Here is a 9,881-nt window from a genome sequence, read left to right as displayed (position 1 = left end):
TCATTTGCTTACTTATCTGAACCTAACTGGTTCAACAACGCTGACTGGGATAGATGGCCTATGAAAAGTAGTCCTGCTTTACTAGTTGTAAATAAAGTGACCAATTGGTTGTAAGGAATTGCCTGTCGACCAATCGAAGGGCGCCCAACTTATCCATAAAACCTTTGTAAGCATACTGCTTACCCGGATTATCGCGCTTTACCAATTCAATTTAATCCAATAGTAAACGATTACTTATCTTATGAAAAACTTAATTCTGTCAACAATCGCAGTTTTTTTCGTCTTAATAGTTGCACTATCAGCCTGTGACGATCATACTATTTCTGATCCTAAAACCTATGTGCTCGTACACGGGGCCTGGCAAGCTCCCTTCGCCTGGCAAATCGTGAAAGACCAGTTGGAGAAACAGGGACAAAAAGTCGTACTCGTCGAACTGCCCGGCCATGGTGCGGACAATACCCCACCCCAGAACCTAACCCTGGACGTTTACCGGGATAAAGTCATCAGCACCATCAATACCCTGTCGGGAAACGTCATCCTGGTGGGCCACAGCCTGGGGGGCATGGTCATTAGCGCGGCTGCCGAAAAACTGCCCACCCGTATCGACAAACTGGTGTACCTGGGAGCCTTTCTGCCCGCTAACGGGCAAAGCCTGCTGGATCTGGCCAACACCGATGCCGATGCCCAGTTAGGACCCGCCCTTAGACCAACCGCAGATAGTCTTTTGCTGGGGATCGAAACCCCAAATTTAGCGCCGATCTTCATCCAGGACGGATCGGCTGAGGTGCAGAAGCTGATCATCGATAACTACCGGCCCGAGCCCGCTATTCCCTTTACCAACCCAGCCGTGCTCACGGCAGCTAACTTTGGCAAAGTGCCCAAATACTATTTGCACACCTTGCAGGATCATGTGGTGAGTCTGAGTTTGCAGAAGCGGATGGTGGCTGCGGCCGGCGTGCAAAAGGAGTACGATATTGCCAGCAGTCACACGGCCCATCTAGCCCATCCCGCCGAGGTGACCCGAATATTGATGGAAATAGGCCAGTAAGTATAGAAAAATCCAATTACGTATATATGTCCACAATAGAGGGTTTCAAGCCTAAAATGACAATGTCGACCCGGCTGTCAAGTTCAATCTAAGGACTAACTAGAATCAGAAATTCATCTAACCAGAAGCTAATGACAAATAAAGCGTAAAGAATGTAGAAAAGCAGTTGGTTACATCTTGTTCTAATTTTCTAATGGCATTTCAATAAACAACAATGACTTAAGGTGAGATTCTCTCACCTTAAGTCATTGTTTACCAGTTACTATTGCAAAATGGACCAACTGTGCTATTTTTGCAATGCTCGTGTAAGGCCAGTATCATTGGAATTGCTGTTAAAAATGGCTACTGATAATAACACTTTCTGAAAAAGCACATGATCTATCAAAGGGGGTTACCTATCTAATTATAAAAGAAGTGATCTATGCTTACGGATCGAATTAAACCACTTCTCGTAGCTTCTTTTCTGGCATTAGTTTTTGCCACTGTCGGACTAAGCCAAAACTTGCCTAACAAGCAACGTGATAGTCTGCTATTTGCCCTTAAGAGAAGCCAGCCAGACACTAATCGAATTAACATATACCTTAATCTGGGCCAGTATTATATAGATAAACCCTTTGATTTACAATCTGATGCGGACAGTGCAATGGTCTATATTAGACTGGCAGAAAAGTTAAATAATTCACTTGGTAGCAAAGGAAATAAAGTTACTGCACATCACATTCGGGTATTATTGAAGGTAGGTGCATTTTATCTTTTCAAACCGCTGGAATTGAAATCTGACATGGACACGGCCATGCTTTATGCGAAACAGGCGGAGCAACTGAGTTTGATACATCAGCCTTCTCTTTTGGCAAACAGTTTAGAATTATTGGGAAATCTGTTTTGGGAAACACATGATACCCTACAAGGTAAAAACTACTTTTACAAAGCAATCAGACAGTATGAGCAGCTTCAGGATACGGCCCGTCTGGCGGCAATCTGGTTCGCTTTTGGCGAGCACTACCCTCATTCGAAAAAAGTCCTGACCCAAAAAATTAATTGTTACAGGCATGCATTTACGTATTTCCACCAGTTAAAAAATCAATTTAGGGAGCAAGAGGTCTTAGATTATATTGACTACACCTACTTTCTACAGGGAAGAAATGAAGAAAATTACGCGGGAATGCTGAATGTACTTCAGCAATACAAAGCAGAAAATTATGCGCTTCTCGATTACATCTATTACCGGCTATCTATTATTGAGGTTTATCGTGGTAATTATCATGGAGCAATGCAGTATAGCCTGAAAGCAATTCAACAAGCTCTTTCGACCAATCAAACCCAGCGTCTTGGCGATTACTACAATCAAATCAGCAATATTTATCAATATCTGAATAACATAGATAAGCAACTCGAGTATGCAAGAATGGCTTTATATTTTTTTGAAAAATATAATCGGAAAGCTGAAATTCATGCTCAAGCGGGCCAAATCTGTTTTCTGCTTATTAGGAAAAAAAAAGCAGCTGAGGCCTTTTCATTTTACCAAAATATTCTTCGCCAGTTTCCAATAACCGAAAAAAGTCTTCAGATACTGTCGCTCAGAAACTTGGCATTAATTTATGAAGCGCTGGAAAAATATAAAAAGGCAGAATTGTATTACCTGCAGTTTCTTTCGCGCTTAGAGGGGTATAATAATCAGGATCCGGTTAAAGTAGGTGCTTATCTTTTTGTTGGTATGTATTATTTAAACCGAAGAGATTTTACCAAAGCAAGGTATTATTTTACCCAGCACGCCAAGCTAATTAATCCCTTGGAAAACCCTAAGGCTAAGCAAACAAATCAATTATATTTTTTTAAATTAGATTCAGCTCAGGGAAACTTTCAATCAGCCTTGGCTCATTTTCAGCAGTATTCTATTATAAAAGATTCGATTCAAACGGCTAAAAAGGCGAAACAGATTGAGGAACTTCAAATCCAGTATGAAACAACTAATAAGGAGCAACGTATTAATTTGCTAACGACTCAGGCACGCGTTCAGCAAGCCCGAATACAACAAGCCAACCTTACCCGAAATGTTTCGTTTGGTGGAGCGGCTATGTTGCTTATTCTGCTCGGATTAATCTACAACCGGTATCGGCTCAAGCAGAGCCAGCAAGTACAAATCCAACTGAAAAATCAAGCTCTTGAGGAGTTGGTGAGTGAAAAGGAATGGTTGTTAAAAGAGATTCACCACCGGGTCAAAAACAACCTGCAACTCATCATTAGCTTACTCCAATCACAGGGCAGATACCTATTGGATAAAGCGGCCATCAGTGCCATCGAGCAAAGTGAGCACCGGGTCCGGGCCATGGCTCTGATTCACCAAAAACTATATCGGGCCGAAAATCTTGCCCAAATCGATATGCCGGCCTATATTCAGGAGGTGGCAGGGCAGCTAAGTGATTCGTTTGACCCTCAGAAACGAATCGCCTTACAGTATACCATCGCCCCCCTAAAACTAGATGTCTCACAGGCCGTACCCCTGGGCCTGATTATCAATGAGGCCATTACGAATGCCTTCAAATACGCCTTCCCCGGAAATCGGACGGGAATCATTCAACTGTCAGTGACTAAAATAGATAGTGAACACTACCGGTTGAGTATCGACGATAATGGAGTAGGACTACCCAAAGATTTTGATCTAAGTCGGAATAAGTCGATGGGAGCCAACATCATGCGCCGACTCAGCAAACAGTTGGGAGGGGCCATGGAAGTACAAAGTCTCCAAGGTGTTGAGATCTCAATCGTATTCACCTTGTTTCACCCTCAGCCTTCCGTTAGTTATGCTGCTTAACCAAACCAACCGGCTAGAAACAAAGGTTCTCATTGTGGAAGATGAATCCCTTATTGCCGGTAATCTACAGGAGATTTTAGAAGATGCCGATTATCTCGTTGTCGGCATAGCCGATAGCGTTGCGGAAGCGTTTTCGTTTCTTCAACAAGACCCGCCCGATATTGTCTTGCTGGATATTTACCTGAAGGGGCAGGAAACGAGTCTCGAACTGGCACGATACCTCCAGACCCATCATATCCCTTTCATTTATATTTCTGCCAACGCGAATGATGGTGTACAACAGGAAGTGAAACTGACACAACCTTACGGATACATAGTTAAGCCCTTCGGAAAGAAAGATGTGCTTTATAGCATAGACATTGCGTTGCACCGTCATACGCACAGTTTAGAGAAGAAGTTATGGGAAGAAAAAAGCTTGCAATTAGCCCTTACAAACGCCCTATCCAATTCCAACCCATGGGATATCAAGCTTCTTGAGGTCGTGAATCATCTCCAGCCTTATGTTCCATTTGATTTAATTACCCTCAGTCTCGATGCGAACCAATCCACACGAGCCTACACCTTTTTTCGAATTGGAGCCGATGAGTACCAATCCATTAAATCGGCTGATTTCCTGCGCATGACTGGACTTAGTGCCGATAAATACGCGCACTTAAGGGCTCAGATGCCACCAAATCAAGGACTTTTGCTGCTCAATGGAGATGAATTTATCGCTTCCTGCGAGCAGTATCGATTAACCCAGATCATTGCGAAGACCTTTAAACTACAATCGAACTTACTCTTTACACTACCTACGATTCAGAGAAGTACTTTTTCGGTTTCTTTTTACAGTCGACAGCCCGACATATACCAGCCAGATCACCTATCTCTGCTGGACCGCCTTCAACAGTCAATCGTGTTGATGCTGGAGCGATTACTCGCATTCGAAGAGATTACCCGGTTGAGTGAGCAGTTGGGGCGGGAGAACAGTTATTTACAGGAAGAAGTAAAAACAACGGCTAACTTCGAGGAGATCGTTGGGCGAAGTCCCCTGCTTCTCCAGGTATTCAATCAAGTCGCTCAGGTAGCCCCCACCGAAGCCACCGTTTTATTAACGGGTGAAAGCGGTACGGGTAAAGAGTTATTTGCCCGTACCGTGCACAACTTATCCACTCGAAAAGAAAAGCTCCTGGTTAAAGTTAACTGTGCAACACTTCCGGCTACACTCATCGAGTCAGAGCTCTTTGGTCACGAAAAAGGAGCTTTTACCGGAGCAACGGAAAAACGGATTGGCAAATTCGAACTGGCCCACCAGGGAACAATTTTTCTGGATGAAATTGGCGAATTACCTTTGGAATTACAGGCCAAACTTCTTCGGGTTTTACAGGAAAAAGAAATTGAGCGTCTGGGCGGAAAAGGCCCAATTAAAAGCGATGTACGAGTCATTGCCGCTACGAACCGGCAGTTGGAAAATGAAGTTGCTCAGGGGCGTTTTCGCCTGGACTTATATTACCGATTGAGTGTTTTCCCAATTCACTTACCTGCATTGCGGGAGCGAATCGAAGATATTCCACTGCTGGCACTTTTTTTTGTCCAGAAGTACAGCCGTAAAATGGGGAAAGCCTGTCAGGATATTAGTCCTTCGATGCTATCCGATTTAGTGGATTATAGCTGGCCGGGGAATATTCGGGAGCTGGAAAATATTATTGAGCAGGCCGTTATCCTCAATGATGGTAAAAGGGCGCTTTCACTTGGCCGACCTTTAACGAGTAACTTAATATTTAGCAATCTGGCTCTAGAACAGTCTCAGCCGAATTCCACGGGTTTAGTTGCACCTGCTGAATCTAATCTTAAGACCCTATCAGCGGTTAAACTTCATCATGATGAAACCGAACGGGATTGTATTCTGAATATCCTAAAGAAAACGAATGGAAAGATACGTGGGAAAGGCGGGGCTGCTGAACTGCTGGCGATTAAGCCAAGCACACTTGAATACCGAATGACTAAGTTAGGAATCAAAAAATAGCTGCCTCTCTTTCTTCTATTTATTTACTGTTATGACGACGACAACGTATGATATTGTTGTAATTGGATCAGGACCCGGTGGCTATACCGCTGCCATTCGTGCCGCTCAACTAGGTTATCGGGTGGCGATCATTGAGAAATACCCTGTCCTGGGAGGAACCTGCACGAATGTAGGCTGTATACCCGCCAAGGCGTTGCTCGACAGTTCTGAACATTTTCATCAGGCGCAACAACAATTCTCCACACATGGCATCCATACGGGTGAAATTAGATTAGATTTTGAGCAGTTCATGCAACGAAAAGCGGACGTTGTTCGACAAAATACCAATGGGCTAAACTATCTGATGAAGAAGAATAAAATTGATGTTTATCAGGGCATAGGCAGCTTTATCGATCCAACCCATATCCGGGTTTTAAACGAGAAGGTAGAAACGATATTGGAAACAACCTACTGTATCATTGCTACCGGCTCTAAACCAGCGTCAATTCCTGGTGTTGTGATTGACAAACAACGGATTATTACCTCTACGGAAGTGCTTTCGTTACCCGGATTGCCAGCAACAATGATCATCATAGGTGGTGGGGTTATTGGTGCTGAAATTGCTTCAGTTTATGCTCGTTTGGGTACACAGGTGACTATCATCGAATTTACCGATTCGCTCATTCCTACGATGGACAGAGAGTTAGGCAAAACGTTGGCTCGATCCCTGAATAAACTCAAGATTACGTCCCTGCTGGGTAGTCGGGTGCAATCGGCGGTCAATCAGGGTGATGACGTACTGATTACATATTTAGATAAGTCAGGCGCTACGCAGGAATTGAAAGCAGACTATTGCGTCGTGGCAGTAGGTAGAAGGGCATATACAGCTGGGTTAAATCTAGAAACTGTTGGGATCGAGACCGAAAAAAATGGAAAAATCAGGATCAACGAGAAGCTTCAAACAGCCGTTCCAACCATTTTTGCGATTGGCGATGTTATAGACGGAGCGATGTTGGCGCATAAAGCCGAAGATGAAGGTACGTTTGTAGCAGAGGTTATTAACGGCCAAAAACCACATATAAAATACAGCCTGATTCCCGGCGTCGTTTATACCTGGCCGGAAGTAGCTTCGGTCGGTAGTACAGAAGAACAGCTAATCGAAAAAGGGATTACCTATAACGTCGGGAAGTTTCCGTATTCAGCTAGTGCACGAGCGCGGGCGTCTATGGATACAGACGGGTTTGTTAAAGTGTTAACCGACCCAACGTATGGCGAGATTCTGGGGGTTCATTTGATTGGCCCCCGCGCGGCTGATGTCATTGCTCAGGCAGTTGTATCAATGGAATATGAGGTAACGACGCAGGAGATGGGTCGAATATCGTTTGCTCATCCAACCTACGCAGAAGCCCTGAAAGATGCGTACCTGCAGGCTTCGGGACAAGGTGCGATTAATATTTAACCTGCCAAATCTATTAAATACCGATCATTGGCTGTTCGGTCTTCTCATAAAAAATGCGTCAGCGTGGTTTTCTGAGTGGATTGATTATAGTTATGCAGGTTCAGCATTTAAGCCTTTATTCGCTAAGGCCGTTCGGGTAGTCTGGTAATCTATATGGCAAATTCCCTGAATACCTAATTTTGCCGCAACAGCGACAAATAGAGGTCGATCATCAATGTAAATAATCTGATTGGTAGGTGTTTGCGACAGATCGATGGCCATCTGAAAAATATCAGCGTCGGGTTTACGCAGGTGAACAAAAGAAGAGGAGACAAAAAAGTCTATGAATTCAGTCAGCCTAAAGGTCTGAATCCGGTGCATATTCAGTTCCCGCCCTTCATTACTGACGACTGCAATTTTTAGCCGGTACCTTTCTTTTAAGTGACGAATCAGTGCGATCATCTCTGGATAAGGCTGCGACTGCGCGAACATGAATTCCCGAAAGCTGTCCATCGAAAAGTGTCGACGTTTATAGAACACAATTCGGCTGAGGTAATCATCCAGTGTGAGTTTGCCCGTTTCGTAGGTATCAAATGTAAGATGATGTCTTTCTTCCAGGTCAGGTAGATCCAGGTCAAACGTCTCGGCTGCCCGGCTACGTGCTGCCTGGTCCCAGCCGTTGGTGAGTAATACACCGCCAATATCAATAAACAAGGTTGTTATAATTGATTTATTCTCAAGCTGATCCTGTTCTTTATTCATGCCAATATAGTGAAAGTAGTTAGTGTGTCGGTAAACTATAGATCAGGCATTTTGGTCATTCACGTTGGTGGCAAACTCCCCGGTAAATTGCAAAATGGCCATTTTGCAATTTACCGGGGAGTTTGAGTTATTACGATTTGAAAAAAGCTAAAAGGTCTGCATTAATAGTGGCCGCTTCTGTAGTTGGCATTCCATGAGGAAATCCAGGGTAAGAAATGAGTTTCCCATGTTTTAATAATTTTACTGCCTTTGCTCCGGAAATGGAAAATGGAACGATCTGGTCATCCTCTCCATGAAGTACCAATACAGGCACATCTACCGTTTTGAGGTCTTCCGTAAAATCAGTTTCGGAAAAGGCTTTAATACAATCATAAAGAGCTTTTATGCCGCCCATCATTCCCTGGCGCCACCAATTATCCCGTATGCCTTGTGATATGTTTGTCCCCTCCCGATTATATCCATAAAACGGAAGAGTAAAATCTTGAAAATATTGGGGGCGTTGAGTAGCCGTACCTTCCCGTATTTCATCAAATACCGACATGGGAACACCATCTGGATGCGTTTGGGTTTGTACCATCAGTGGGGTTACAGCACTGATCAGAACCGCTTTAGCCACCCGGTCCTGGCCATGTTTGGCTACATAGCGAATCACTTCACCTCCTCCCGTCGAATGGCCAATATGAATCGCATTTTTTAAATCCAGAAATTGGGTTAGTTCTGCTACATCGGCGGCATAAGTATCCATATCGTTTCCAGAATCGGTTTGAGACGATCGTCCATGCCCACGGCGATCATGAGCGATAACTCGAAATCCCTGTTCCAGAAAAAACATCATTTGTCCATCCCATTCATCGCTGCATAATGGCCAACCGTGATGGAAGACAAGTGGTTGACCTGTTCCCCAATCTTTATAGTAAATCTGTGTGCCGTCGCTTACTGTAATCTGGCTCATATGGTTGTAGTTTAAAGTTGATATTTACAAATGTTTATGGCTCATGTTGAGTACCCGAATTACTTTTTTTACACAAGTCTGGGCTTATTTTAGTTAATGTTTGATAAGGATCCTCCCGCATCATCAATCAGATACACCAACTGATTTTGTTCAAATGAGGGTATTGTTGGCACTTTGCCTGTTTGACAAACGGCCCGTTGCGTTACTAGTGAGACTATCAGGAATAGTAGCTTTTTAGAATTTAACGGACATGCATATACGCATTAAGATGAGCGACCTTATATAGTCGGTTTGGAGAGAAATAAAGGACAATGGCAAAGCAAATCCTGGCTCAACTCTATTTGTTGACGTTCAGAGAATGGCGTCCATGGGGCGTTCAAATTTGCACCAGCTTGGCGAAACAATTTCAGGGTAAGACGACCCTACGCTGTGTTTAGGCAATCATCATCAATTTCAGTACAGGTAAACCCTAATTGATCCAGACTAGTCAATAAATCAACCAGTACCCCTGTTGTAAAACATGGCGTAGTTAACCGCAAGATGGTTGATTGAGAATCTGAATCCAGTTGCAAGCCCTCTACTGTATACTGAATCGTAATCTGTCCTGATGAAAAAGTCGGACTAAGTCGAGGAGAAAAGGGAAATGTGTTCATGGTAAAAATACATCTACTTGTTAACTGGTTGTACTTTCCTGAATCATGAATTAAGACGAGTAAATAAACCTTCGAAAATTTTAATGACAGGTCAATGATCTGGTTTCAGATTCCCTAACATGCCACATAGGTTTGTTTCAATAGTAGGAAAACTCTCACGTCAGTATTGGTGAGGAGTGAACAGAATTAAGGTGCTTCAGAATCGGCTAAGTTGAGGTAAGTAAGTAAATGG

Annotated in this window: 6 protein-coding genes; 4 read left to right on the top strand and 2 right to left on the bottom strand. The window is 43.6% G+C overall.

Annotated elements, in window-relative coordinates:
- The first annotated feature begins 241 nt into the window (after nucleotides 1-241).
- From ACYVAM_RS31660 to lpdA, 4 genes are all read left to right on the top strand, one after another.
- Nucleotides 242-1,048, top strand: coding sequence for an alpha/beta fold hydrolase (locus tag ACYVAM_RS31660; RefSeq protein ID WP_461074166.1), 807 nt, complete (start codon nucleotides 242-244; stop codon nucleotides 1,046-1,048).
- A gap of 421 nt (nucleotides 1,049-1,469) precedes the next feature.
- Nucleotides 1,470-3,860, top strand: a complete 2,391-nt coding sequence (locus ACYVAM_RS31655) for a histidine kinase dimerization/phosphoacceptor domain -containing protein (RefSeq protein WP_461074165.1) — start codon at nucleotides 1,470-1,472, stop codon at nucleotides 3,858-3,860.
- The gene (locus ACYVAM_RS31650; RefSeq protein ID WP_461074164.1) at nucleotides 3,850-5,865 is read left to right on the top strand and encodes a sigma 54-interacting transcriptional regulator; all 2,016 of its coding nucleotides are present in this window, start codon (nucleotides 3,850-3,852) and stop codon (nucleotides 5,863-5,865) included. The genes ACYVAM_RS31655 and ACYVAM_RS31650 overlap by 11 nt, the downstream gene beginning before the upstream one ends.
- Nucleotides 5,866-5,896: 31 nt before the next feature.
- Nucleotides 5,897-7,303 carry a dihydrolipoyl dehydrogenase gene (lpdA, locus tag ACYVAM_RS31645; RefSeq protein ID WP_461074163.1) on the top strand — a complete coding sequence of 469 codons (1,407 nt, stop codon included), beginning with the start codon at nucleotides 5,897-5,899 and terminating at the stop codon, nucleotides 7,301-7,303.
- A 90-nt stretch (nucleotides 7,304-7,393) separates the two neighbouring features.
- Here lpdA and ACYVAM_RS31640 read toward each other — a convergent pair whose 3' ends face one another.
- Both ACYVAM_RS31640 and ACYVAM_RS31635 read right to left on the bottom strand, forming a co-directional pair.
- Nucleotides 7,394-8,044: an HAD family hydrolase gene (locus tag ACYVAM_RS31640; protein ID WP_461074162.1), complete on the bottom strand. Its 651-nt coding sequence runs from the start codon at nucleotides 8,042-8,044 to the stop codon at nucleotides 7,394-7,396.
- 130 nt (nucleotides 8,045-8,174) lie between these two features.
- Nucleotides 8,175-8,996, bottom strand: a complete 822-nt coding sequence (locus tag ACYVAM_RS31635) for an alpha/beta fold hydrolase (protein ID WP_461074161.1) — start codon at nucleotides 8,994-8,996, stop codon at nucleotides 8,175-8,177.
- Between the last annotated feature and the right edge of the window lie 885 nt (nucleotides 8,997-9,881).

This window comes from Spirosoma horti (assembly GCF_054776595.1).
The sequence above is the reverse complement of the archived record's forward strand: the minus strand, read 5'-3'. Positions and strand labels throughout refer to the sequence as shown.

Coding starts and splice junctions, on each gene's coding strand:
- ACYVAM_RS31635 (WP_461074161.1), bottom strand. CDS start 8,996: ATGAGCCAGATTACAGTAAGCGACGGCACACAGATTTACTATAAAGAT.
- ACYVAM_RS31640 (WP_461074162.1), bottom strand. CDS start 8,044: ATGAATAAAGAACAGGATCAGCTTGAGAATAAATCAATTATAACAACC.
- ACYVAM_RS31660 (WP_461074166.1), top strand. CDS start 242: ATGAAAAACTTAATTCTGTCAACAATCGCAGTTTTTTTCGTCTTAATA.
- ACYVAM_RS31650 (WP_461074164.1), top strand. CDS start 3,850: ATGCTGCTTAACCAAACCAACCGGCTAGAAACAAAGGTTCTCATTGTG.
- lpdA (WP_461074163.1), top strand. CDS start 5,897: ATGACGACGACAACGTATGATATTGTTGTAATTGGATCAGGACCCGGT.
- ACYVAM_RS31655 (WP_461074165.1), top strand. CDS start 1,470: ATGCTTACGGATCGAATTAAACCACTTCTCGTAGCTTCTTTTCTGGCA.